This window comes from Rhizorhabdus antheiae (genome assembly GCF_049889055.1).
In the GTDB taxonomy this organism is placed as follows: Bacteria; Pseudomonadota; Alphaproteobacteria; order Sphingomonadales; family Sphingomonadaceae; genus Rhizorhabdus.
This window is the reverse complement of sequence record NZ_JBLTWO010000010.1, coordinates 1-21,738: the sequence shown is the minus strand read 5'-3', so window position 1 is coordinate 21,738 and position 21,738 is coordinate 1. Positions and strand designations below refer to the sequence as shown.

General features: G+C 64.6%; 21 protein-coding genes. 10 read left to right on the top strand and 11 right to left on the bottom strand.

Features of this window, described 5'->3' with window-relative positions:
• Window positions 1-73: 73 nt before the first annotated feature.
• The 6 genes from ACNI3R_RS17030 to ACNI3R_RS17005 form a co-directional block, all read right to left on the bottom strand.
• On the bottom strand, window positions 74-2,488 hold the full coding sequence (locus tag ACNI3R_RS17030; RefSeq protein ID WP_426185521.1) for a TonB-dependent receptor: 2,415 nt from the start codon (window positions 2,486-2,488) through the stop codon (window positions 74-76).
• A gap of 247 nt (window positions 2,489-2,735) precedes the next feature.
• Entirely contained in the window at window positions 2,736-2,897 is a 162-nt protein-coding gene (locus ACNI3R_RS17025; RefSeq protein ID WP_426185712.1) for a DUF5818 domain-containing protein, read from the bottom strand.
• Window positions 2,898-2,929: 32 nt separating this feature from the next.
• Window positions 2,930-3,610: an orotidine-5'-phosphate decarboxylase gene (gene pyrF, locus ACNI3R_RS17020; protein WP_426185519.1), complete on the bottom strand. Its 681-nt coding sequence runs from the start codon at window positions 3,608-3,610 to the stop codon at window positions 2,930-2,932.
• 5 nt (window positions 3,611-3,615) lie between these two features.
• Window positions 3,616-3,909 (bottom strand): LapA family protein, encoded by a 294-nt coding sequence (locus ACNI3R_RS17015; RefSeq protein ID WP_426185517.1) that lies wholly within the window; start codon window positions 3,907-3,909, stop codon window positions 3,616-3,618.
• A gap of 77 nt (window positions 3,910-3,986) precedes the next feature.
• Window positions 3,987-6,302, bottom strand: a complete 2,316-nt coding sequence (locus tag ACNI3R_RS17010) for a patatin-like protein (protein ID WP_426185515.1) — start codon at window positions 6,300-6,302, stop codon at window positions 3,987-3,989.
• 26 nt (window positions 6,303-6,328) lie between these two features.
• Window positions 6,329-6,496 carry a hypothetical protein gene (locus tag ACNI3R_RS17005; protein ID WP_426185513.1) on the bottom strand — a complete coding sequence of 56 codons (168 nt, stop codon included), beginning with the start codon at window positions 6,494-6,496 and terminating at the stop codon, window positions 6,329-6,331.
• A gap of 152 nt (window positions 6,497-6,648) precedes the next feature.
• On the opposite strand from ACNI3R_RS17005, the gene ACNI3R_RS17000 reads away from it, so the two are divergent.
• Both ACNI3R_RS17000 and ACNI3R_RS16995 read left to right on the top strand, forming a co-directional pair.
• Complete coding sequence (locus tag ACNI3R_RS17000; protein WP_426185511.1) at window positions 6,649-7,197, top strand: hypothetical protein; 549 nt, start codon at window positions 6,649-6,651, stop codon at window positions 7,195-7,197.
• Window positions 7,194-8,027: a hypothetical protein gene (locus ACNI3R_RS16995; protein WP_426185509.1), complete on the top strand. Its 834-nt coding sequence runs from the start codon at window positions 7,194-7,196 to the stop codon at window positions 8,025-8,027. Before ACNI3R_RS17000 ends, ACNI3R_RS16995 begins: the two co-directional genes overlap by 4 nt.
• 236 nt (window positions 8,028-8,263) lie before the next feature.
• Here ACNI3R_RS16995 and ACNI3R_RS16990 read toward each other — a convergent pair whose 3' ends face one another.
• The gene (locus ACNI3R_RS16990) at window positions 8,264-8,734 is read right to left on the bottom strand and encodes a GFA family protein (RefSeq protein ID WP_459112868.1); all 471 of its coding nucleotides are present in this window, start codon (window positions 8,732-8,734) and stop codon (window positions 8,264-8,266) included.
• A 130-nt stretch (window positions 8,735-8,864) separates the two neighbouring features.
• Between ACNI3R_RS16990 and radA the strand changes: the two genes are divergently transcribed.
• The 4 genes from radA to ACNI3R_RS16970 all read left to right on the top strand — a co-directional run bounded on the left by radA (window position 8,865) and on the right by ACNI3R_RS16970 (window position 12,580).
• The gene (radA, locus tag ACNI3R_RS16985; RefSeq protein WP_426185505.1) at window positions 8,865-10,232 is read left to right on the top strand and encodes a DNA repair protein RadA; all 1,368 of its coding nucleotides are present in this window, start codon (window positions 8,865-8,867) and stop codon (window positions 10,230-10,232) included.
• Between the two features lie 12 nt (window positions 10,233-10,244).
• Entirely contained in the window at window positions 10,245-10,796 is a 552-nt protein-coding gene (locus ACNI3R_RS16980; protein ID WP_426185503.1) for a CvpA family protein, read from the top strand.
• A gap of 55 nt (window positions 10,797-10,851) precedes the next feature.
• Window positions 10,852-11,940, top strand: a complete 1,089-nt coding sequence (locus ACNI3R_RS16975; protein ID WP_426185501.1) for a PA0069 family radical SAM protein — start codon at window positions 10,852-10,854, stop codon at window positions 11,938-11,940.
• Window positions 11,941-12,028: 88 nt separating this feature from the next.
• The gene (locus ACNI3R_RS16970) at window positions 12,029-12,580 is read left to right on the top strand and encodes a hemerythrin domain-containing protein (RefSeq protein ID WP_426185499.1); all 552 of its coding nucleotides are present in this window, start codon (window positions 12,029-12,031) and stop codon (window positions 12,578-12,580) included.
• 33 nt (window positions 12,581-12,613) lie between these two features.
• Here ACNI3R_RS16970 and moaB read toward each other — a convergent pair whose 3' ends face one another.
• Genes moaB through ACNI3R_RS16955 form a run of 3 tightly spaced genes read right to left on the bottom strand, consistent with a single transcriptional unit; the run spans window position 12,614 to window position 15,686 of the window.
• Complete coding sequence (gene moaB / locus ACNI3R_RS16965; RefSeq protein ID WP_426185497.1) at window positions 12,614-13,141, bottom strand: molybdenum cofactor biosynthesis protein B; 528 nt, start codon at window positions 13,139-13,141, stop codon at window positions 12,614-12,616.
• A gap of 11 nt (window positions 13,142-13,152) precedes the next feature.
• Entirely contained in the window at window positions 13,153-14,922 is a 1,770-nt protein-coding gene (locus ACNI3R_RS16960; protein WP_426185495.1) for a lytic transglycosylase domain-containing protein, read from the bottom strand.
• Complete coding sequence (locus tag ACNI3R_RS16955; RefSeq protein WP_426185493.1) at window positions 14,919-15,686, bottom strand: uracil-DNA glycosylase family protein; 768 nt, start codon at window positions 15,684-15,686, stop codon at window positions 14,919-14,921. Before ACNI3R_RS16955 ends, ACNI3R_RS16960 begins: the two co-directional genes overlap by 4 nt.
• Before the next feature lie 109 nt (window positions 15,687-15,795).
• On the opposite strand from ACNI3R_RS16955, the gene ACNI3R_RS16950 reads away from it, so the two are divergent.
• Entirely contained in the window at window positions 15,796-17,445 is a 1,650-nt protein-coding gene (locus tag ACNI3R_RS16950; protein WP_426185491.1) for an electron transfer flavoprotein-ubiquinone oxidoreductase, read from the top strand.
• 63 nt (window positions 17,446-17,508) lie between these two features.
• Here the strand turns inward: ACNI3R_RS16950 and ACNI3R_RS16945 are convergent, their stop codons facing one another.
• Complete coding sequence (locus tag ACNI3R_RS16945) at window positions 17,509-17,787, bottom strand: hypothetical protein (protein ID WP_426185489.1); 279 nt, start codon at window positions 17,785-17,787, stop codon at window positions 17,509-17,511.
• An 89-nt stretch (window positions 17,788-17,876) separates the two neighbouring features.
• Here ACNI3R_RS16945 and ACNI3R_RS16940 point away from each other — a divergent pair, with 89 nt between their 5' ends.
• The 3 genes from ACNI3R_RS16940 to ACNI3R_RS16930 all read left to right on the top strand — a co-directional run bounded on the left by ACNI3R_RS16940 (window position 17,877) and on the right by ACNI3R_RS16930 (window position 21,395).
• Entirely contained in the window at window positions 17,877-18,242 is a 366-nt protein-coding gene (locus tag ACNI3R_RS16940) for a hypothetical protein (RefSeq protein ID WP_426185487.1), read from the top strand.
• A 200-nt stretch (window positions 18,243-18,442) separates the two neighbouring features.
• Window positions 18,443-20,500 (top strand): DUF3857 domain-containing protein, encoded by a 2,058-nt coding sequence (locus ACNI3R_RS16935; protein WP_426185485.1) that lies wholly within the window; start codon window positions 18,443-18,445, stop codon window positions 20,498-20,500.
• Between the two features lie 28 nt (window positions 20,501-20,528).
• Entirely contained in the window at window positions 20,529-21,395 is an 867-nt protein-coding gene (locus tag ACNI3R_RS16930) for an energy transducer TonB (protein ID WP_426185483.1), read from the top strand.
• Window positions 21,396-21,738: the final 343 nt, after the last annotated feature.

The following is a 21,738-nucleotide window of genomic DNA, read 5'->3' as shown; positions in this document are numbered from 1 at the left end:
CGGCCGGAAAGGCAATCGGCCAGCGTCCCGGAAGACGCTGGCCGACGGCGGGGGGCAACAGAAGAGGCGAGTGTTAGAACGTCGCCTTGATCGTGGCGCCGAAGGTGCGCGGATCGCCGGTCTGTCCGGCGATCAGGCCGGTGTTGCTCGGCGCGGTCTGCAGCAGCTCGAAATAGTTGGTGTCGAACGCGTTGCGGACCCAGCCGAACACATCGAAGCTCTCGGTGCGGAAGCCCGCGCGGAAGTTGGTCACGTTGTAGCCGTTGACCAGGGTATATCGCGACGGCGACGGGTTGGACTGGAAGTTCGAGCGGTACTGGCCGTCCACGCCGAAATAGATCTGGCCTTCCTTTGCGAGCAGTTCGATCGGAGCATTGACCTCGGCGCCATAGGACACCGAATATTTCGACACGCCCGGCAGGCGCTGGCCCGAGATGTTGCAGTTGGCGGGGCTGAGCGATCCCGGTACGCCTGCAGCACCCGGCGTCTGGCCGGCGCCGACGGTGGTGCCGCCAGCCAGTTCGGGCGGGCAGGGCGCGTCGACGAAACGCACATATTTGGCGTCGGTGTAGGCGCCGTTCAAATAGGCGTTGAAGCGTTCGCTGGGGCGGATCGAGAAATCGGTCTCGATGCCCTGCGAGCGGACCTTGCCGGCATTGGCCAGATAGCCGCGCAGCACGCCGAGCTGGCCGTTGGTGACGGTCGCCTGGTAGTTCTTGATGTCGGTGCGGAAGGCCGCGACGTTGAAGGTCGCCTTGCGGTCCCAGAACTGGGTCTTCAGGCCTATCTCGAACGAGTTGACCGATTCCGGCTTGATGTCGGACTGGAGCGGATTGCCGGCGGCGTCGGTCGGCAGGCCGTTCTGGTTGATGCCAAAGGTCTTGAAGCTCTTGGCGTAGGTCGCATAGGCGAGGATGCCGGGCGCCAGCTTGTAGTTGACGTTGAAGTCATAGGTGAAGTTCCAGGCGCTGTCCGACGGCGCGCTGGTCTGCGGCGAGAAGACGCCGCACTGGGCCGCGCCGATCGGGTTGGTCGCGGCGCTCTGCGGGCAGGTCAGGATCGCGCCGGCACCCGTCGTCACCACGCGCCGATAGAAGCCCGACTTCTTGTCGTAGTTGAGGCGCGCGCCGGGCTGGATCGTCAGCTGGTCGGTCACCTTCCAGCTGAGCTGGCCGAACAGGGCTGCGCTGGTGGACTTCAGCCATTGCGTGTTGCGGGCGGTCAGGCCGTTCAGGACGCTCGGATCATTGGCGAGCGCGCCGGTCAGGTTCCAGCGGCTCGACGCCGCGCCCTGCTGCTCGAGGCCCTGGGTATCGATGCGCTGCTTGAAGCCGAACAGGCCGACGACGAAGTCGATCCTCTTGCCGCTATAGTTGTAGCGGAACTCCTGCGAATATTGGTCCTGCTGCGACGGATTCTGCGAGCGCGAAACGATCGGGAGGCCGGTGAAGTCGCGATCGTTCTCGGGCTTCCAGTCCCAGAAGCGCCAGGCGGTGACCGATGTCAGCGTCCCGCCGCCGACATCCCACTTCACCTTGGCCGAAACGCCGCCGATTGTGTTGCCGGCATTGAGGTTCGCATCGATGTCGGTCAGGCGGTCGAACGGATTGCGGCTGACGACGCGATAATTTTGGGCGGCGGCGAGCGCCTCATATTGGCGCGCCAGCGCGCGCTGGGTGGTGCCGACGCGGACGAAGACCGTGCCGCAGCATTCCGCGTCCTGCTTGCTGTAGTCGCCCGACAGGGTGACGCTGAGGTCCTCGGTCGGCTGGAACAGCAGCTGCGCCCGCAGGCCGAGATTGTCCTGCGCGTTGATCCACTGCTTGGAGGTCACATTGTAGATGGTGCCGCGACGCGAGGTGGTCGCGACGGCGACGCGCGCGGCGATCTTCTCCGACAGCGGTCCCGACAGCGCGGCCCTGGCCTGCTTGAAGGCGAGATTGCCGACGGTCACCTCGGCCTTGCCCTCAAAGTCGAAGGTCGGCTGGTTGGTGGTGATGTTGATCGCGCCGGCGGTCGTGTTCTTGCCATAGAGCGTGCCCTGGGGGCCGCGCAGCACCTCGACCTGCTTGACGTCGAGGAAGTCGAACACCGCTGCGGCAACGCGGGCGTTGTAGACGTCGTCGACATAGATGCCGACGCCCTGTTCGAAGCCGTCGCTGGTCAGGCCGAAGGGCACGCCGAGGCCACGGATGTTGACCGCCGTGTTGCGGGGGTTGGACGAATAGACCTGCAGCGTCGGCGCAATCTGCTGCATCCGCAAGATGCTGAAATTACCCGTATTCTCGATCTGGTTCACGCTCACGACCGAGATGGCGAGGGGAACGTCCTGGGCCGTTTCCTGACGACGGCGTGCCGTAACGACGATGTCCTCCCGCGATGCGTCGCCGTCCGCTTCCGCAGCGGGGACCGCCGATGTCGACTGGGCATAAGCCGGCGTCGCGAGAACGGCGACGACCGCCGCTCCCGCCAGGAGCTTGTTGCGCATGAACTGTCCCTTTCCTCTGTTCTTCGATCGTAGCCGTCTCTCCCCAGAAGGCGGCGGCCCTGACCGCAGCCCCTGCCCCGGGGGGAGTGCCTGCCGCCCACGCAAGGGGTGGATCAGCCGGCGATGCAGCCTGTTTAACTCTACTGAAGAGAAAGAGAAGAAAGTTTTTCTATCATATGAGTAGTGAAAATAGATCGCAGCTAAACATCTGATTAAAATAGAGATTACTTCAGATTATCGATTGCGATCAGGCAGGCTGGACGCCGTCGGCCTCAAGCATAGCTTCATCGTAGAGCCGTCCGACGATCCGCACGCGCTTCTCGACCAGGTCGACCGGCGTGCGCGCCAGTTCGAGTCTCAGGAGCCGTCCGTCGTCGGTCTTCAGGGTAAATCCGCCGCCCTCGCGCAGCAGCAGGCCGGTCTCTTCGACCCGGTGCGGGGTCAGAGCGTCGCCTCGATCGCCCGGGCGGCCTGGTCGGGATCCTCGGCCTGGGTGATCGGGCGGCCGATGACGAGGATCGACGCGCCCTGGTCGAGCGCCTGGCGCGGGGTCATGACGCGCTTCTGGTCGGCATGGCTCTTGCCGTCGGCAGGACGGATGCCGGGAACGACGAAGAAACCGCTCGGCCAGAGCTTCTTGGCCGCCTTGACCTCATTGCCCGAACAGACGACGCCATCGAGCCCGGCCTGCTTCGCGAGCAGGGTGAGCCGTTCGACCTGCGCGTGAGGATCGCCGTCGACCCCGATTGCGGCGAGATCGTCCTGATCGAGGCTGGTCAGCACGGTCACGGCGACGACCTTGGTGCCGGCGGGTGCCGCCGCCTTGGCATCTTCCATCATCGCCAGGCCGCCCGCCGCATGGACGGTGAGGATCGCGGGCTTCAGTCCCGCTAGCGCCTGCACCGCCTTGGCGACGGTGTTGGGGATGTCGTGGAGCTTGAGGTCGAGGAAAATCGGCAGATCGAGCGCCGCCATCTCCCGCACACCGGCCTGGCCGTGGGCGCTGAAGAATTCCAGGCCGAGCTTGATGCCGCCGACATGGTGGCGGACCTTCGCCGCGATGTCCTTCGCCTTGACGATGTCGGGCGTGTCGATGGCGACGTAGATCGGGCTGCGGCTCATGCTGGTTATTCCGTCAGGGGCGTGTGCGGCAGCGCCGTAGCCGGGACGATCGGCGCCGCCAAGGCGCTATTGCGTTCGAGTGTGTCGATGCGCCGGTTGAGCCGCCAGATCCGCGCCCGGTGGACGACGAAGGTCGGCAGGAAGCCGATCAGCGCGCCCATCAGCAGGAGAACGGGCAATTTCACGTCGGCGGTCAGACCAGCCCAGAGGGTGATCGAGACCGCCGTCCAGTTCCGCGACGCGAACACCGCCGCGACGACGGCGAGGATCACCCAGAACAAGGTCTTCAGAAAATGCATGCGTCGCTTGTCCCCCAGCGATGCGACGCGGTCAACCCATGGAAGTGGCGCGCGCGGTGTCTCACAACCGGCCGCGCTCAGCCGATCTCGCGCTCGATCTCTGCGATCTGCGGACCGATCGCACTCAACCGCGCGCGCTCCTCATCCAAGATCGCGTGGAACAGGCTGCGCTTGAGATGCCGGACCTCTTCGTCCGTAAATCCGCGATCCTCGGGCAGGGTCGACATCAGCACGTCGATCATGCGCTCGGCTCCGTGGAGCCGGCCCCACAGATAGTCATTCTCGCGATAGGCGCGGCAGAAGAAGGCGCCGAACAGGTTGAGCTCGATCCCCTTGAGCGTGGCGGTGGCGCCGCCCTGCCGGATCGAGCCCGCATCGTCGGGCGAAATGCGGTCGACCTGGATCGAATGAAATTCTTGCGCACCCTGCGCCCGGATCAGCGACAGGGTGGCCAGATCGTAGAAGCCGAAGCCGAGATAGGCGAGCAGCAGCGCCCGGCGATCGCGCCGGTCGAGCCGGGGCAGCACCGCCGCGATCGCCCGGTCGGTCTCGACGTCGAGGCTTTCCAGATCGCGAATGGAGGCGATACTCGACAGGGCCGTCTCCGGATCCTCGGCGAAGCGGCGCGCTGCGGCGACGACCGGCGGCTCATAATGATCGCGCATCTGCAGCGCCAGATAGGGGGCGAGCGACGCATAGATGGCATCGCGTGCCGCCTGTACGCCCACATGGTCGCGGCCGCCATGCGCGCTCTCGATCTCGGTCAGGCGATCGGCGAGGAAGCGCAGCCGCCTTATGCGAAAACCCAGATCATGCTGGCGGAAGAAGGCGACGATCGCATCGCTGGTGTCGCCGCCGCGCAGCGCGTCGGGTTCCTCGAAACCGCGTTCGGCGAGCAGCGCCGAGAGCGTCCGGCGAATGCCCAGTTGCTCGCTCGACTCCTCGATCTCGGCGAGCAGGGCGATCGTCGACGCCAGTTCCTCGACGATCGTCGTGAGCTTCAGCTGGCCATAGCCAGCATAGGCGAACCCCGCCTGGCGGGCGGCCTGAGCATGGGCGCGTTGCCGCCACAGGCCGATCCGCTCGGCGCTGGGGCGATAGATCAACAGCTGACGCCCCATCGCGGAATCGACCGCTGCATCCACTTCTGGGCGGATCGCCTCGATGATCCGGCGCGTCTGGGCGATCCGCACCGAACGTTGCTCGATCAGTTCCAGATTCTCGCGGATCGGCTGCTCGCGCGGGATGGTCGAGATGGCGCCGAAGATGGTGGAGAAGAAGCCCGGCAGCCGGACGATGCCGTCGCTGTGCCGCTCGGGCGGCGCCTGCACATTGGCGGTGGGATCGAGATAGAGGAAGCGCCGGTCGACCTCGCGGCGCGCGGGCCGGTTGCGCAGCGCCTCGATCGCCGGGCGGAAGGGCGCGTTGGCGAGGACCGACCCGTCGATCAGCACCAGATCCTCGGGGCTGCCGCTGACGGCGGCGCGCGGGAAGATGCGGTGGAGAAAGGCCTCGCGGCCCGGCCAGTCGCGCTTGCGCGCCTTCAGCACCGTGTCGAGCTCGGCGACGTTGAACGGCGGGAAGGCGCCGGGAAAGCTGGCGGTCGCGCGCGCGGCGAAGGTCAGCTCAGCCGGATCGGCCAGCTTGCGTCCATCGAAGCCGCGGTCGGTGAAGCCGATGGTCAGCCGGTGCTCGCGCTCTTCCGCCTGCTCGGGGCTGTGCAGGCGCAGGCGCTGATTATGGCCGTGAAAGTCGGTGATTGTGACCGAGACGTCGAGCGGCTGGCGCGGCGGCAGCAGGGGAGGACCCGCCTGGCTCTTCGCCATGGCATCGAAGGCGTCGAGGATCAGGTGCGAGAAGGTAGGGCCGCCGAAGGGCGGATTGAACCAGCGCGCCCGCACGAAGCCGGACAGCTTGCGGCGCACTTCCGCGCGGGTCTCGGGCGCGACGGTGCGCTCGACCGCACCGCCGCGTCGCCGGGCGAGCATCCAGGCGATGGGCACCGCCCAGATCTTGGAGAAGCGCGACAGCGGGCGCGCATCGGGATCGAGCAATATGTCGACGTCGGCCTTGTCGAGCCACAATTCGGTCAGCGGCTCGAGCGATTGCCCGGTCGAGATCGCATGGCCGAGAAAGACGCCGTTCATCCCGCCCGCACTGGCGCCGGCGATGATGTCGATCAGCACGCGCAGGCGCAGGCCCTTTTCGGCCTGGATGCGTTCGAGGATGTTGCGATAGATGGCCTCACTGCCGAGCGCGCTGGCTGCTCCGTCGTGGAAGGCACGGCTGGCGCGGACGAGGCGCCACAGCTCCTTCGTGATCCCATGCATGTAGACGGCAAGGCTGACTCCGCCATAGCAGACCAGCGCGAGCCGCAATTCCTTCTCCCGCATGACAGCGGTTTAGCGGCTGGCGGGGATCAGAGCCAGCCGCAATCCTTGAGCATCCGCCGCCGCTCCTGCTCGGTCGCCCGATCCCAGGCGCGCTGCCGCGCCTGCTCGTCCGGATCGGGCATTCGCCGTTCGCCGCGCGTCAGCAGTGCTGCGAGCCGGGCTCTCGCTCGTTCTTCGCGGGGATCGCTTGTCATGACCGTGGGGATTACGTACTCCTTTTGTTCGAGCGTTCAAGTACGTGTCTTCACATCTCCGGCTCGGCCAAGCAGCGTAAGGTCACTGGCGCATTGCACATTTTTGTGGTTGATCAGGCGATCAGGCAAATTGGCGAGGTGATGCTTTGTATTTGAGATTAATCGTCATCAGCTTTATCGGCTCAATGCCGCTTGTGTCTGCGGCAGCGTTAGCTGCTGATAACCCTCGATTGCCTGATCCTGGGAGTATCGAAGTTCCGGATATTTCCACGAGTGATCCGAAGGTTATATCCAATGGATACAAATTCTTCGTCTTCCATAATCCATCGGTAGATTTTGAAACGGCCTACTCAGATATTGCTGAATGCCGTAGCTTTCTTCCGGCCGGAATGGGGCGCGCTCTGCCAGGATTTACGCCGTGGATTGCAGCGCCAAAGCCTGATGAAAGGGTTGCCCAATTTCCCCATCAGTATGGCCTCATAGGGGCCGGAATCGAAAGTATCGTCGCGCCGAAAATGCAACGAGGACAAGATGCGACCATATCGCGTCGCTGCCTGGAACTACGTGGATATGTTAGATACGCTGTGACCGAAGCCATCTGGGACACATTGAACGATCCCAAAAACGCTCTCGCAGTTGCCATGCAGGCTAAGGTGGCCATAGGGCCCAAGCCTTCGCAGCCAGAAATCATCGATCAATGACTAAGTGGATAACCATTGCGCTTGCACTTCTTGCGAGCACCTCCCCGGTGGCGCTTCCCGCACGCGAAGCAAAGGGCGTTATCGAATTGCGCGCAGTGCCGGTGGCCCTCGATCCTTCCAAAGCCTATCTTCTTTTCCGATCGAGTCGGGCAAAGTCAGGCATGCTTGGCATCGAAAACACATTCGTAAGGGTGCCTAGTCTGGCAGAAACCGAAGCGTGGCTGTCTGCTCGAAAGGTGGCCTACGAAGCAGCGCTACCTGATTTGCATAAGAAGGCTAAGGGCGAACCGGTTCCAACGATAGACGAATTCTCTTTCGACTATGACGGCCCGGACAACAGCTTTTCGACGCATACTGACAGGTTCCTCGTCGATGGCGCAGAGCTTCGAACGTTCTTGTTGGAGGTTCCGGCCGGGGAGTATGTTGTTTATGGAGTTTCTGTCGGCGGCCGCGCGCTAATCACATGCAATTGCTTGGGAACCGTGGCCTTCGATGCTCGCCCTGGAGTAATAGTCAATATCGGTACGCTTTATGCCGATAAGGTACACAAACAATCCCCGCTGACCCAACTTGAATCGAATGTTGGACCGTCGATGTTCCGTTACGGTTGGATCATGGGACAAGCGCTGGTTCCGCCTAAAAATGGCGAGCCTACACCCGAGGTTCTACGCACATTTCCTGTAGAGAATGCTCGATTTCGGGCAATTGGCCCATTTCACGATCGACACGCGGTAAACGTCAATCGATTGGCGCCAATACCGGGGGTGCTGGCTTATGATCATGGCAAAGTCGTCGATCTGAATCCCGCACAGGCTGCGGCAGCCCGCTGATGGTCTCCATGGCACCGCGTATCTCCTCTTCCAAAGAGCGGTCGATAGACGTTTAGTGGCAGCCGCCGTTCGCCGTTCGCCGTTCGCCGCGCGTCAGCAGTGCGGCGAGCTGCGCGCTCGCTCGTTCTTCGCGGGGATCGCTTGTCATGCTGATGGCGGCTTGTTCATTATTGCCCAATTTCTCAGACGGCTTGCCTGCGATGCAGTCATGGTTGCGCGTTCGCAGCGAATGCCCTTCATTTCCGTCCAGACGGCCAATCGCTGGTGTCGAAGTCCGGATGTTGGAAGGAGACGATGCTCGCCAGATGAGCAGCCGCCCTTGGCTCATCGATTGGATGCTCCGGCAAATTGGCTAAGGCTTGGAAGTTGGCAACACGCTCGGGCGAGGCAAGTTGCTCGCTCAGTTCTATCAGTCGCGGCTCGTCGAAGGCGCCGATCGCGAAACTGATGTGGGTTCCCCCAAATTCAAAGGTGAGCGGCGTTCCGCACTCCCGACAGAAGCCCCGGCGCACCTTGTTCGAACTCTGGAAATGGCTTGGCTGTCCACGAGTCCACGTCACTGCGTCGAGCCGAGCCCCGACATAAGGCCCAAAGAGCCCGCCCGTTGCTTTCTGACACATCCGGCAGTGGCAAATATGGGCGTCGTCCAGAAGGCTCTCGACGCGGAAGCGCACTGCGCCACACTGACATCCTCCAGAACTCGCCATAGTGTGTAGCCTTTCGCACCCGCTGCCATCCGTGCGAAGCCGAAGCCTGTCCCTGCCCGCACCTTGCTTGTCATGATGGTGGGGATGATGTACCCCTTTTGTTCGATATTCAAGAGGACTCCCCCGATCGATGGCGAAGCCGCAGAAGCGTTATGTCTGTCAGGCCTGTGGCAGCGTGGCGACGCGCTGGCAGGGGCAGTGCGCCGACTGCGGCGAGTGGAACAGCCTGGTCGAGGAGAGCAGCAAGGCGACGGTCTTCTCGGCCAAGCATGACCTTCGGACGGGCGGGCGGGCGATCCAGATGGTCGGGCTCGACGCCGATATCCCGCTGCCCAAGCGCTGGAGCACCGGCATCGCCGAGTTCGACCGTGCGATGGGCGGTGGGATCGTGCCGGGTTCGGCGACGCTGATCGGCGGTGATCCGGGCATCGGCAAGTCGACTCTGCTGCTGCAGGCGGCAGCGCGGATGGCGATGGCGGGGCAGCCGGTCGCCTATATTTCTGGTGAGGAAGCGGCCGATCAGGTGCGGCTGCGCGCGCGCCGCCTCGGCCTCGGCCAGTCGCCGGTGCAGCTGGCCTCGGCGACCTCGGTGCGCGACATCCTGACCACGATGGAGCAGGCGCCGCCGTCGCTGCTCGTGATCGACTCGATCCAGACGATGCACAGCGACCAGATCGAAGGCGCGCCGGGCACGGTCAGCCAGGTGCGCGCCTCCGCGCAGGAACTGATCCGCTTCGCCAAGGAGCGCGGCACCGCCATCGTGCTGGTCGGCCATGTCACCAAGGACGGCTCGATCGCCGGCCCGCGCGTGCTTGAGCATATGGTCGACACGGTGCTGAGCTTCGAGGGCGAGCGCAGCCATCAATATCGCATCCTGCGCGCAGTGAAGAACCGCTTCGGCGGCACCGATGAGATTGGCGTGTTCGCGATGGCGGAGGAGGGGCTGAGCGAGGTCGCCAATCCCAGCGCGCTGTTCCTGACGGCGCGCGGGGAGGGGGTGAGCGGGGCCACCGTCTTCCCGGCGATGGAGGGGACCCGGCCGGTGCTGGTCGAGATCCAGGCGCTGACCGTGCGGCTGCAGAGCGGGGCGACCCCGCGCCGGGCGGTGGTCGGATGGGATTCGGGTCGGCTGGCAATGATATTGGCGGTGCTCGAGGCGCGCTGCGGGCTGAGCTTCTCGACCGCCGAAGTCTATCTCAACATCGCGGGCGGCTACCGCGTGTCCGATCCCGCCGCCGATCTGGCGGTCGCGGCCGCGCTGGTGTCGGCGCTGGCCGAACGACCGGTGCCGATCGACTGCGTGCTGTTCGGCGAAATCGCCCTGTCCGGAGAAGTGCGCAGCGTGGCGCATGCGCCGCTGCGGCTGAAGGAAGCGGCCAAGCTCGGTTTCACCCAGGCCTGGGCGCCTGCGGCCAAGGATCCGCCGGGCAAGGCAATGCGGCAGGAGAGCTTTTCGAGCCTCGGCGCGCTCGTTGACCATATCCTCGGCCGCCGGTAGCAAGCCGGGCCTATGTATGGATTGACCGGCCTCGACATCATCGTCCTGCTCGCTATCTTCGGCGGGGGGCTGTTCGGCGTGCTGCGCGGCTTCGTGTCCGAGGTGATCTCGCTCTTCTCCTGGGTCGCCGCGATCTTCGCGCTCAAGCTGTTCCACGCGCCTGCGACCAAGATGGCGATGGGATTCGTCGGCAATTCCAGCGGGGCGAGCGTGCTCGCCTTCGTGCTGATCTTCCTGATCGTCTATGCTGGCGGCAAGCTGGTTGGTGCCTCGCTGGGGCAGCGGATGCGGACCTCGGTGCTGGGGCCGCTCGACCGCGTGCTGGGCTTCGGCTTCGGCGCACTTAAGGGGCTGATCATCGTCACGCTCGCCTATCTGCTGATCAACCTCGGCTATGACACGCTCTACGGTGCCTCGTCGGAGCGGCCCGGCTGGATGCGCAACTCGCGCACCCACCCCCTGCTCAACGCCACCGGGCGCGCGATCGTCGACTGGGTCGGCCATCGGCGCAAAGCCGGCGGCTTGATCGGCGACGACAAGACCGCCTCCAAAGCCACGCAATAAGACCCAAGCGGCGCGCAGCGCTTGCGGTGCTGCATGTTCTTGTTATGTTCTATCCATGCCCGACTCGTCGAAACCGCTGCCACCGCCCGTCCACGGGCGCGGCGCCGCCAGTGGCGGCCTGAGCGGGCGCTTCGACGATCGGGCTCGTGAGAGCGACGGAGACTGGCTCGATGCGCGCGAAAGCATCGACGGCGAGGGCCCGGTGCTGCGGACCGAGGTGACGCTGGAGAAGCCCCGGACGATCATCACGCACAATCGGTCGCCTGACATTCCGTTCGATCGATCGATCAATCCCTATCGCGGCTGCGAGCATGGCTGCATCTATTGCTTCGCGCGACCGACCCACGCCTATCACAATCTGTCGCCCGGGCTCGACTTCGAGACCAAGCTCTTCGCCAAGCCCGACGCACCCGAGCTTCTGCGGCGCGAACTGGCGCGGCCCGGCTATCGTTGCGAGCCGATGGCGATCGGGACCAACACCGACCCCTATCAGCCGGTCGAAGCGCGGATGCGCATCATGCGCGGGCTGCTCGAGGTGCTGGCCGAGCATGACCATCCGGTCGCCATCACCACCAAGTCTGCGCGCATCGTTCGCGACATCGACATTCTCGGGCCCATGGCGGCGAAAGGCTTGGCGGCAGTGATGATGTCCGTGACGACGCTCGATCCGCTTGTCGCCCGCCGGATGGAGCCACGCGCTTCGGCGCCAGCGCGCCGGATCGTAGCGATCGAGGCGATGGTGAAGGCCGGAATCCCGGTGTCGATCAGCGTATCGCCGGTGGTGCCCGCCATCACCGACCATGAGATAGAGGCGATCGTCGAAGCCGGGGCGAGGGCTGGTGCGAGCGGGGCCTTCTCTATCGTCGTGCGGCTGCCGCACGAGGTGGCGCCGCTGTTCCGCGAATGGCTGGCCGTCCACTATCCCGACCGCGCCGCGCGGGTGATGGCGCTGATCGGCGATATGCGCGGCGGGAAAGACAATGAGGGCGCCTTCTTCGATCGCTTCCGGCCCAAGGGCGCCTATGCCGCCACGCTGCTTGCGCGCTTCCGGCTGGCCTGTCGCAAACAGGGGCTTAACGGCGCGCGTTTCGCGTTGCGCACCGATCTCTTCCGTGCGCCGGGCCAACAGCTCGCCCTGTTCTGACCGGCGTTAAGAGGTTGTTTCACCTGCGATTCCGCAACCGCGACCCTGCTCGTTCGTTTTTCGCCCAACAGAATGAGGAGAGAGTACCATGTTGGAAGACAAGACGACGCGGGGTTTCGCGATCGGTGCGGCAGCGGGCCTGACCGCAGGCCTCGCCGCCAATGCTGTGCGCAAGATTTTCGTCCAGGCGCCGACGATGATGGCAGGCGAGTGGGACGAGGCTCTGGCCGCCGAACATAAGGCGGTGCTGGCGCTGTTCGACCAGTTGGAAGCGACCGACAATGACCATAAGGTGCGTCGGGCGATGCTGCTGACCCAGATTGGCCATGCGCTCGCCAAGCATGCGATGGAGGAGGAGAATGCCGTCTATGCGGTGCTGCGCACACATGGACAGGCGGCCGATGCCGACAAGCTCAACGGCGACCATGGCTATGTGAAGCAATATCTGTTCGAACTGGGCGAGATGGACAGCGCCCACCCCCAATTCCTCGCCAAGGTCGGCGACTTCCGCGCCATGCTCGAGGACCATATGCAGGAGGAAGAGAACAAGATCTTTCCGCGCCTGCGCGGTCTGCTCAGCGATGAGGAGAGCACCAAGCTGACCCGTGCGATGAACCAGGAAGGCCTGAAGCTGGCGTAACGCATGACCGGGGCCGGCGCGTGCCGGTCCCGCTCAGCGCTCGGTCAGGCGCGGCATCAGCTCGACGAAGTTGCAGGGCATGTGGCGGCTGTCGAGCTGATAGACCAATATATCGTCCCAGCCGTCCTTCACCGCGCCGGTCGAACCCGGCAGCGCGAAGATATAGGTGCCGCGCGCGACCCCGGCGGTGGCGCGGGACTGGATCGTCGAGGTGCCGATCTTGGCATAGCTGAGCCAGCGGAACAGCTCACCGAAGCCGGGAATTTCCTTGTCCCAGACCCGCGCGAACGCCTCGGGTGTGACGTCGCGTCCCGTCACCCCGGTGCCGCCGGTCGTGATCACGCAGTCGACTTCGGGGTCGTCTATCCAGCCGTGCAGCCGCGCCACGATCAGGTCGACGTCGTCGCGGACGATCGCACGGTCCGCCAGCACATGGCCGGCGCCCTCGATCCGCGCCGCCAGCGTATCGCCCGATTTGTCGGTCGAAAGATCGCGGCTGTCCGACACGGTCAGGATGGCAATGCGCACCGGGTGGAAAGGCAGGTCTTCCTTGATCGGCATCTTGGCCCCCGTCAGTCGGCCGCGGCGGTCGAGCCGATCGCCGTCAGGCGGACGGCCGGCTGGCCGGGCAGGCCCGGAAAGCGCGGCCACATACCCTGCGCGATGGCGGTCATGCTGACCGGCTTGGCGCCCGAATGCTGCTGATACATCCAGTAATTCCGCAGGACGATCGCGACATAAGCGCGCGTCTCGACGAAGGGGATCGATTCGATGAACAGCAGCGGGTCGGCCAGATTGCGGCCCCGCGCATTCCAGTTCGCCACCGAATTGGGCCCGGCATTATAGGCGGCGATCACCTTCGGCAGCAGCCCGCCGGTGGCGCCCGCATTGTCCGCCAGTTCGCGCAGATAGGCCTGGCCCAGTTCGAAATTGGTGGTCGGCTGGAACAGCGAACCCGTGTCGACCGAACGGCCGAGATGGCGGGCGACCATCTGCGCGGTGCCGGGCATCAGCTGCATCAGGCCGCGTGCGCCCGCCGAGCTGACGGCATCGGTGCGGAAGCGCGATTCCTGCAGCGCATGGGCGAAGACCAGCGACTTGTCGACCCGCCAACCCGATTCCGGGGTCCAGGCCGGCATCGGATAGCGCGCGGCCGGAGAAAGGCGCGCGCCCGACGGGCCGTTCTGCGCCAGCCAGATCTGCGCTGCCGGGAGGTTGAGGCGGGCGGCAAGATGGATCAGCGATTCATGGTCGCGGCTCTGCCCGATCCGCGCCTGATGGCGGAGCATCGTCTCGGCCAGGGTCGTTTCGCCGATCTCGGCCAGCGCCGTCGCGCGGCGGACATTGGGGATGGTGCCGATTGCGGCCCAGTCGCCAGCGGTCAGCTTGACTCCGCCGTCGCGGCCATCGTCGATGCCGAGCGCGGCCTTGGCGATCAGACCGTAGAAGGTTTCGCCCATGCGCGCGGCGGTGCGCAGGCGCGGCTCGATCCGCTCGGGGTGCTGGCAGGCCATGTCGGCGCGGCTGGCCCAGAACAGGCCGGCGGCCATCATCTCCGGGTCGCGCGCGCGGCTGCCGACCTCTTCGAAGGCCATGCCGGCGGCGGCGCAGTCCCTCTGGCGCCAGGCGGCGAGCCCAGAAACCCAGCTCGCCTGCACCGCCCAGTCGCCCGTTCCGACGCGGGCGAGGTCGGCGACGCGGCGCGCATTGGCGTCGTCGCCGGTCAGATAATAGGACCAGGAGGTCCGCTGCAGCCATTCGGCCTGCGCCTCGGGCGATAATTCGGGCAGCTTCGCCTGGACCAGCGCCTCACCCTCGCTCGGACGGTCGTCGCGGAGCAGAGGCAGCGCCTGCTGGGCAAGTGCGGCGGCCGCCCGGTCATTCTTCAGGCTGCGCGCGGTCTGACGCCGTGACGGCCCGGCGAAACGGACGAGGTCACGCGCCACGGGAAGGCCTGGGGCGGATAGGCCGCGCTTGGCCGCAATCGCCGCGACGTCCGGCGCCTCGGGCAGGTCGGCCGCACCGGTCAGCAGCGCGGCGAGCCGGTCGTCGGCCGCCTTGGGTGACCCCTTGGCCAGGATCAGTTCGGCCTGGGCCACGTCGGTCAGCGGGCCGTTGGGCAGGGCGTCGATCCCGGCCTGCGCGCTGGTCCAGTCGCCCGCACGGATCGCGGCGAAGATCGAGCGATAGGCGGTCTTCTGCTCGGCGGTGAGGCCGGAGGCGATCGCCAGCGGCTGCGCGGCCGCTGCGAGCCCCGCCGCTGCGGTCGGTATCACCGTCTGTGCCGTGGCGAGAGACGGCGCGAACAGCATCGAACCGGCGAGGAGAAGGGATCGCATCATGAAAGCAACTTCATCAACAATTGGAGGTCTTCCCAGGCGCGGCGCTTCTGCTGCGGGTGCTGAAGCAGCGTCCGGGGATGGAAGGTGGCGACCGCCTTGATCGCGCCACCGGGGATCTGGACATCGTGGACCGAGCCGCGCGCCTCGACGAAGCCCTTGCCAAGGAAGGCGCGCGAAGGTTGTTCGCCCATCAGCAGCAGCGCGCGGGGGCGGGCCAGCGCGACATGGTGCCGCGCGAGTTCGCTGAACAGCACGCCCATCGCGCGGTCGACGACCCCGCCGGTCGGCCAACCCGGCGCCATGGCGCTCAGATAGAGCGACTGGCGGTCGCGGTCCACGGCGCCCAGCATCTTGTCGAACAACTCGCCGACCGGGCCGGACAGCAGGCGGCCATTGGCGGGGTCGACCTGCTCGGGCAGATCGACCAGCACCATCAGGCCGGAGGCCGGATCGCCCATCGGCGCGACGCGCGCGGGCAGCGGCATCGCAATCTTCTCGCTGGTCGCCAGCCATTGCTGGAAGGCGGGCAGCGTATCGGGGAAAGAGGCCGGCGGAGCGGAGCGCTCGGGCGCGACGGGTGCCGCCGCAGGGCGGGCGGGCGGCTCCATCATTGGGGTATTCGGGGTTCTCTCGACCGGGCGCTCGACCCGGGCAAGCCAGTCGCACGGCTCGTCGGCCGCCAGGACATCGAGTCCGGCGTCGCGCCACCAGCCCATCAGGCTGGCCAGTTCGGCTGCCGAGGCATGATTTCCCCCAAAAACCATAAGTCTGACTAAAGGAATGGGTTGACGAGGGCGTCAATCTGCGGGCAGCGCCTTTGGGGCATGACGTTTTTTTGATGCGATGACCGGATAGGCAGGACGAGGACCAGACATGTCGCAGCGCGAATCTATGGCTTATGATGTCGTGATCGTAGGCGCCGGGCCGGCAGGCCTGGCGGCGGCGATCCGCCTCAAACAGCTGGCGATCGAATCGGGCCGCGAAATCGCGGTCTGCGTGCTCGAAAAGGGCTCCGAGGTTGGCGCGCACATCCTGTCCGGCGCAGTGGTCGATCCGATCGCACTGAACGAGCTGTTGCCCGACTGGAAGGACATGGACAGCCCGCTGACCGTGCCGGTGACCGAGAATCATCACTGGATCCTGACGGCGAACCGGCAATATTCGATGCCGCACATCGCGCTGCCGCCCTTCATGAACAACAAGGGCACCTACACGCTGTCGCTCGGCAATCTGTGCCGCTGGCTGGCGGGGCAGGCCGAAAATCTCGGCGTCGAGATATTCCCCGGCTTCGCCGCCGCCGAGATCCTCTACAATGAGGATGGCTCGGTAAAGGGCGTCGCGACCGGCGACATGGGCGTCAGCCGCACCGGCGAGCACAAGCCCGACTATCAGCCGGGCATGGAACTCCACGCGAAATACACCTTCTTCGCCGAGGGCGTGCGCGGCCATCTGTCGAAGATGCTCAAGGGGCATTTCGACCTCGAGGCGAACTGCGAGCCGCAGACCTATGCGATCGGCATCAAGGAGCTGTGGGACATCGATCCGGAGAAGCATGAGCCGGGCCGCGTGATCCACACCCAGGGCTGGCCGCTGACCGACGAGGTCGGGGGCGGCTTCCTCTACCATCAGGCGAACAACCAGGTCGCGCTCGGCTTCGTGGTCGGGCTCGGCTACAAGAATCCGCACCTCTACCCGTTCGAGGAATTCCAGCGCTGGAAGCAGCATCCGGCGATCCGCGCGATCCTGGAGGGTGGCCGCCGCGTCTCCTATGGTGCGCGTGCGATCAACGAGGGCGGCTGGCAGTCGATCCCGAAGCTGGTCTTCCCGGGCGGCGCGCTGATCGGCTGCTCGGCGGGCTTCGTCAACGTGCCGCGCATCAAGGGCAGCCACACCGCGATGAAGTCGGGCATGCTCGCCGCCGAGGCCGCGTTCGAGGCGCTGTCGCACGAGCGCTCGTCGGACGAGCTGGCCGCCTATCCGGCCGCGCTCGAGGACAGCTGGGTCGCCAAGGAGCTCAAGACCGTCCGCAACGCCGAGCCGTTCATCGCCAAGTTCGGCCCCTTCGCGGGCACGATCATGGCCGGCGCCGACATGTGGATGCGCACGCTGGGCATCGGCCTGCCGTTCACCCTCAAGCACCACAAGGACAATGAGGGCCTGTGGCGCGCCGACATCGCGCCGAAGATCGACTATCCGAAGCCCGATGGCGTGATCAGCTTCGACCGCCTCTCGTCGGTGTTCCTGTCGAACACCAACCATGAGGAGGACCAGCCGGTCCACCTGCAGCTCAAGGATCCGAGCGTCCCCGTCGACATCAACCTGCCGCTCTACGATGAGCCTGCGCAGCGTTACTGCCCGGCGGGCGTCTATGAGATCGTCGGCAAGGAGGAGGGTGCACCGCGCCTGCAGATCAACGCGCAGAACTGTGTCCACTGCAAGACCTGCGACATCAAGGACCCGACCCAGAACATCAACTGGGTCACGCCCGAAGGCGGCGGCGGCCCGAACTATCCGAATATGTGATCGTCAAAGGGCCGGGTCTTCCGGCCCTTTTTCGTAAGAGCGCAGGAATGGGCCGGCGCACGATCAGCGCGCGCAGGCGCGATAGTCGCCATTCTCGCAGGCTTCGACCCGCCGGCGCCATTGCTCGCGCTGCCGCTCGTACCGCTCCTGCGCCGCGCGGTTGGTCTCGCGGACGCGCGCGTTGGACCGGTCGCGGGCATCGACCCTCGCCTGTGCCTCCCGGTTGAGCTCGATCGTGCGCAGCCGGTCGGCGCGATGCTCGGCATCCTCCTCCTGCGCGGCGAGCGGCGCCGCGAGCGTGGACAGGATCAGGACCGACAGGGACAGCAGGCGAGGGGGCATGGTCAGAGGATGCCCGAAGGCGGCTTTCCGTCGGCTGAACGGCTGCGCCCGCTTGCTTTGCGCCCGCCGGCCCGATATGCGCGCCTGCGATGAACACTCCGCGCAAGACATTGTCGCTCAGCCGGGTCGTTGCCCCGGAATCGGGTCCCGAGCTGTCGCCCGAGGCGCAGCTGATCGCCCAGGCGATCCGGCGCAAGCTCTGCATCACCGCCGTCTACAACAAGACCGCCATGGTGATCACGCCGCACATTCTCTACACCAAGCATGACGACCCCTTCATCGATGGCGTCGTCACCCTGCGCGACGGCAAGGTCCCCGCAGAGCCCAAGCTCGGCACCTTCAAGCTCGCCGGCCTCAACAGCGTGATGCTGACCGCCGACAGCTTCGATCCGCACGCGCTGTTCGATCCGACCGACGCGAAATATGAAGGCGTGACGCTCGCGAAGCTGGGGTGAGCACCGTGCTCGGATCGCGTCCACTTACGTGCGACGCGGCATCGCTAGCCTGGATTTGCCCAAAACCCGGCTCGGAAGCAGCCCAACGCCTGGATAGAGCGCCGCATCCATCCGAAATTAACTACTCCAGAATATCGCCGATGCGAGCTTTCTATCCGTTTGATTGGTGATTATTGTCGCGTTGTCCGACATGCTCGCCAATGGTGACTATCTTGCGCTCCCCCTTTTTCATTGCCGTGCCCGCGCTGCTCTTTTTCGGCGTGGCTCACGCGGATCAGGGGGCAAGCAGGATCGGTCCGGTACCGGGATGGGTCCGGGCATCGGAGCCTTTGCCGGTTCCGAAAGGCGCGAATGGCGCATTATTCTTTCGACGTCAGGATGTGCTGATACATCTTGGTCCGAGGGGTGCCGAGCAATATGTCGGCTACCGTACGAAAATCCTCCAGTCCAACGCGCTCGAAGTCGGTAACATTGCCATCTCCTGGAATCCGGCGGCGGGCGAGCCTGTCGTGCACAGCGTTACCGTCTATCGAGGCGACCAGATCATCGATGTCCTGAAGGCGGCATCGTTCGAGATATTGCGCCGCGAGGACCAACTCGAGACTGCCATGATCGATGGCGTCCTGACGGCAACATTGCGGGTACCGGACTTGCGGGTGGGGGATGAATTGGAGGTGAGCTACACCCTCCACGTCAGTGACCCTACGCTCGGGACCAATGATGCGGGCGTATTGCTGGTGGGGCCGAGCCCAGCCCCGGGGCGATACCATATCGGCCTGAGCTGGGATGAAGGGCGTAAACCCGCCACAAAAATCGGCTCGGGCATGAGCGCGGCGGCCCGGTTTGCCGATCGAGCCCTTGACATAGAATTGGATAATCCAGGCACGCTCGTCCCACCCAAGGATGCGCCGCCGCGTTTCCAATGGCAGCGAACGCTGGAGTATAGCAGTTTCTCTGACTGGGCGGCCGTATCGCGTCGCCTTTTCCCGCTATTTGCCGACGCGGCCAAACTGGCGGCGGAGTCTCCGATCAAGAGCGAGGCAAGCAAGATTGCCAGGGCAAACAAAAGCGTGCTCGGGCGGGTCAGCGCTGCGCTCAAGCTGGTGCAGCAGGACGTCCGCTATGTCTATGTCGGGCTGGGCAACGGAAATCTGACGCCGGCCACGGCAGACGAGACCTGGCGTCGCCGCTATGGCGATTGCAAGGCCAAGACCGTTCTGCTCCTGGCCCTTCTGCACGAACTGGGTATCGAGGGGGTACCCGTGCTCGTCAGTAACGCGGGCGTCGATGACGGCATGGACGAGCGCTTGCCCAGCCCGCGCCTTTACGACCACGTGCTGGTGCGCGTCCGGATCGATGGGGTCTGGTACTGGCTGGATGGCACTATGCCGTCCGTCGTCGGACCCGGCACGGAAGCGATTCTGCGATATCGATGGATATTGCCATTGACGGCGGAAGGCAATTCACTCGAACCTGTCGCGTGGCGGCTGCCGACCCGCCCGGAAGAGATCACGCTGACGAATATCGATGCGCGGGCCGGTTTCGACCAGGATGCTCGGGTCGTCAACACGACGATCCTCCGCGGTATTGGCGGAGTCCAGCAGCAGGTTTCGTTCTCGAGCATTCCCTCGGGCCAGCTCGTTCAGCTATTTCGTCAGAACCTTCTCGGAGGCAGCTGGCAGACGATCGACGACGTCAAATGGCGTTATGACGAACAGGCGCAGGCGAGCATCCTGACGATCACCGGCACCTGGAAGATCGACTGGGAAGACGATGGCGATGGAGGCAAATCGCTGGCGTTGCCTGGCGGTGGTTTCAGCCCGCCTGAGCGGCGTGGCCGTGCCGCCGACCAGGATCAGGAGGCCCCCTATTACAACAAACCCGATTTCGATTGTTATGTGACGACCGTTCGTCTTCCTGTCACGACGCGCTCCAGGCAGTGGGCGTCCAAGCCGGGTTATGACACACACATCTTCGGGCGAAATTATTATCGGGCCTTCGGCTTGCGGGACGGGGCCATACGCATGATCCGGGGCTCGCGGATCGAGCAGGAGGAAATAGACGCGGCCACTGCCCGGCGTGATAATGCGCGCATCGCCAAGTTCGACAACAGCATGGGGTATATATTCTACAGCCCGTTTACGCAGAGCGAGCCGATCGCGAGCGACATCGACGTGCCCGCGACCGACGAGATCGACTGGACCGCGGAGAATGTCCCCTGTGTTGCGCCTCCGGCGCGCAACAAGGCACCGGCATAGTCGTATCGATCCGGCGGAGAAAATGTGGATGAAGACGGCAAGATTCGCTTTGCTACTATGGTCGACGCTGGCCTGCGCCGATATCGCCATAGCCGGTCCGGCCAAGGGGAGGGCAACGCCGCTGACACCCGAAGGCTCGCCGGGTGAGTGGGTCATGCCGGAGGACTATCCTATCCCCGCGCTGCGTTTTGGGATGACTGGAACCACGGCGTTTGAACTGGGGGTGGACGCGACTGGGAAGCCCGTGAGTTGCGAGATCACCGAAAGCAGCGGATTTGATCTACTGGACCAGTCCGCATGCAAAGCTTTGCTGGCCAAGGCCAGATTTTCGCCCGCGCGTGATCGCACAGGTAAGGCAAGGGCGGGCAGTTATCGAAATCGCGTTAGATGGGCGACCCCAGGTGCGGCGGCCGTGATCAGTGAAATCTGGACGTCGATGTTGCTGACTGTCGATCAGACGGGGCATCCGACCTCGTGTAAATTTGTCATCATCTTTCCTGCTGCTGGGGACGGACTCGACGGGAAGCCCTGTGGCACTCGGGAAGCGATACCGTTTGAGCTTGGTCTCGCTATTCGAGGTAGTTATTCGGGTCCCTCTGCCGAGATCGAAATGCAGAATGCGGACATCTTCACGCCCGAGCTTCGCGACCGGTTGCTTGCCCCGCGCTCTGGCTATCAACAGCGTGCGCTCAATATCTATCGTTTCACCGTCGGCACGGACGGCAGAATAAAGACCTGCAACTATGTCGAACAGCGCGGCGACGCCGGGCTGGTGACGGACTATTGTCGTGAAGTTCAAAACGCCACTTATGACCCGCCCTTTTCCGCCTTCGACAAGGACGGTGTCGCAACAGGTTGGCACATCATGAGAGTATTGCTGAAGAGCGCCCCCTAGTTTGGCGATACCCGCCTACCGCAAGCCGCTTGATGATATTCTGGTGACAGATGTTCTGGATATTCTGGTGACAGTGCATTAATTGATGCGGCCGTTCACCCGATCCCTGTACCCGAACACCCCGATTCTCTGCGCGGGGCGCTGTCGAAGGTTCACCGCGCATATGCCTGAAGGATTGATGCGCGCGAACAGCGGACGGAGAACACGGTGACGCTGCGTTCAAATCCCCGTACTACCGACTTACTTCGGTTTGCATCGAGTTTAGTATCGTGCCCCCCGTTATACGCTGGGGCGAGATCCGAAGCCAGGCAAGCCGGGCCAAAGCCAAGGAAATTAAGTGGAG

Coding starts and splice junctions, on each gene's coding strand:
- ACNI3R_RS17030 (WP_426185521.1), bottom strand. CDS start 2,488: ATGCGCAACAAGCTCCTGGCGGGAGCGGCGGTCGTCGCCGTTCTCGCG.
- pyrF (WP_426185519.1), bottom strand. CDS start 3,610: ATGAGCCGCAGCCCGATCTACGTCGCCATCGACACGCCCGACATCGTC.
- ACNI3R_RS17015 (WP_426185517.1), bottom strand. CDS start 3,909: ATGCATTTTCTGAAGACCTTGTTCTGGGTGATCCTCGCCGTCGTCGCG.
- ACNI3R_RS17010 (WP_426185515.1), bottom strand. CDS start 6,302: ATGCGGGAGAAGGAATTGCGGCTCGCGCTGGTCTGCTATGGCGGAGTC.
- ACNI3R_RS17005 (WP_426185513.1), bottom strand. CDS start 6,496: ATGACAAGCGATCCCCGCGAAGAACGAGCGAGAGCCCGGCTCGCAGCA.
- ACNI3R_RS16995 (WP_426185509.1), top strand. CDS start 7,194: ATGACTAAGTGGATAACCATTGCGCTTGCACTTCTTGCGAGCACCTCC.
- ACNI3R_RS16990 (WP_459112868.1), bottom strand. CDS start 8,734: ATGGCGAGTTCTGGAGGATGTCAGTGTGGCGCAGTGCGCTTCCGCGTC.
- radA (WP_426185505.1), top strand. CDS start 8,865: ATGGCGAAGCCGCAGAAGCGTTATGTCTGTCAGGCCTGTGGCAGCGTG.
- ACNI3R_RS16980 (WP_426185503.1), top strand. CDS start 10,245: ATGTATGGATTGACCGGCCTCGACATCATCGTCCTGCTCGCTATCTTC.
- ACNI3R_RS16975 (WP_426185501.1), top strand. CDS start 10,852: ATGCCCGACTCGTCGAAACCGCTGCCACCGCCCGTCCACGGGCGCGGC.
- ACNI3R_RS16970 (WP_426185499.1), top strand. CDS start 12,029: ATGTTGGAAGACAAGACGACGCGGGGTTTCGCGATCGGTGCGGCAGCG.
- moaB (WP_426185497.1), bottom strand. CDS start 13,141: ATGCCGATCAAGGAAGACCTGCCTTTCCACCCGGTGCGCATTGCCATC.
- ACNI3R_RS16960 (WP_426185495.1), bottom strand. CDS start 14,922: ATGATGCGATCCCTTCTCCTCGCCGGTTCGATGCTGTTCGCGCCGTCT.
- ACNI3R_RS16955 (WP_426185493.1), bottom strand. CDS start 15,686: ATGGTTTTTGGGGGAAATCATGCCTCGGCAGCCGAACTGGCCAGCCTG.
- ACNI3R_RS16950 (WP_426185491.1), top strand. CDS start 15,796: ATGTCGCAGCGCGAATCTATGGCTTATGATGTCGTGATCGTAGGCGCC.
- ACNI3R_RS16945 (WP_426185489.1), bottom strand. CDS start 17,787: ATGCCCCCTCGCCTGCTGTCCCTGTCGGTCCTGATCCTGTCCACGCTC.
- ACNI3R_RS16940 (WP_426185487.1), top strand. CDS start 17,877: ATGAACACTCCGCGCAAGACATTGTCGCTCAGCCGGGTCGTTGCCCCG.
- ACNI3R_RS16935 (WP_426185485.1), top strand. CDS start 18,443: ATGGTGACTATCTTGCGCTCCCCCTTTTTCATTGCCGTGCCCGCGCTG.
- ACNI3R_RS16930 (WP_426185483.1), top strand. CDS start 20,529: ATGAAGACGGCAAGATTCGCTTTGCTACTATGGTCGACGCTGGCCTGC.